Origin of the sequence: Bartonella sp. AP21QHHD (assembly GCF_042196205.1) — a bacterium.
Classification (GTDB): domain Bacteria; phylum Pseudomonadota; class Alphaproteobacteria; order Rhizobiales; family Rhizobiaceae; genus Bartonella.
Window position 1 is genome coordinate 1 of record NZ_JBHIPT010000067.1, and the last position, 1,330, is coordinate 1,330.

The window sequence follows — 1,330 nt, forward strand, 5'->3', positions numbered from 1 at the left end:
GTACAAATAACTCTCTGGCAAACCATAACGCACTGCTGCTTGACGGATCGCTTGATTAACAGAAGGACTAGAACGGGTCATAGCCTAATCTCCTCCCTTACTCAAATGCACTCAATAAATTCAACTCCTCCGTTGAGGCTTTTCCCCCACCTCCAAACAAAGCAGCAGAAAGCTTTTTGAACCATTCTTTTGTCGCATATCCCTTATGATGCGCGTTTACCATGCGTTGAATGAGAGCTACAATTTGATCATTCTTAATCTGTGTCCCCCCTGTTAACAATTTGACAACATCCTTTTCAATCCGTTGACGCTCTCTAAACGCCGCCTCTTTGAAAGGAACCCAAGCTGCCTTCCCAGCAGCTTTTGCTAATTGTACAGCTGCATCACGTTTACCCGTTGGCATACTGACATTATGCGTAAAAGATATCTTTTCATCCGCTACACGACCTGGTATTCTGTTATAAAAATCTGCATAATCAGCTTCTTTATTGACAACATTCTTAACAGCAGAAGCTTTATCTGCTCCATAAATCTTTGCAAATCGTTCATACAGATCATTCGTACCAAAAATCTCCTTTGCCTTGGATACTTCATCTCCTGCTTGCCCCATACCTTGTAAAAGTTTTGCTCTTGATCCCTTTTTAAAGTATTCTTGTTCTCCCTCTGATAATTCATCAAAGATTTTACTGAACTCATCCTTATTAACCGACTTGCTAAGGATTTTAGAACCTTTACCCATAGCATCTACATGTGAACTATATTGATGATACAATGCCCGCCCTTTCTTATATTCAGACGATATATCATCCATAATCTCTAATAACTTTTTGTCGATATCTACTAAGCTACGAACTTTGCTATTGTTTCCTTGCCTCTTTTCTGCCCGTATCATAAAATCAATAGCCTCCTTAGTTTTATGGAGAATACCCATGTTGGGTTTCTCTTTAAGAAGGCTAAATTTTTCAGAAGAAAACGGACTGGCTTTATTGCCATCACTAATGAATCCCCTTAGCCCTTTATTATAAGCTTGTTTAAAGTATGGACGCTCCATTAATTCATTAAGTGCCCCATAATATTTCTCTCCTATTGGTATCTTTTTAGCTATTTCATAAAGAGTATGGGATGCTTCTTTCCTACTCGCGATAAGATCACCTTTTAAACCTGTGACATTTTGACGAGGAACAAAGTGTTCATCAGCAGCTTGATGAATACGCTCCCCTCCTCCCAGCGCTCTCTGCCCAGCTCTTTTAGTCAAATCAAGATAAGCTCCTTGATTTCTTTTCGCGATATCAAAAACAAGATCCTGTAAAAAAGGACTATGATCAGCTAC

At 39.4% G+C, this 1,330-nt stretch carries 2 pseudogenes; both read right to left on the bottom strand.

The window, feature by feature from the left end:
• A pseudogene (locus ACFIMC_RS04715) lies at window positions 1–81 on the bottom strand (lytic transglycosylase); the annotation flags it as partial.
• Window positions 82–97: 16 nt separating this feature from the next.
• A pseudogene (locus tag ACFIMC_RS04720) lies at window positions 98–1,330 on the bottom strand (hypothetical protein); the annotation flags it as partial.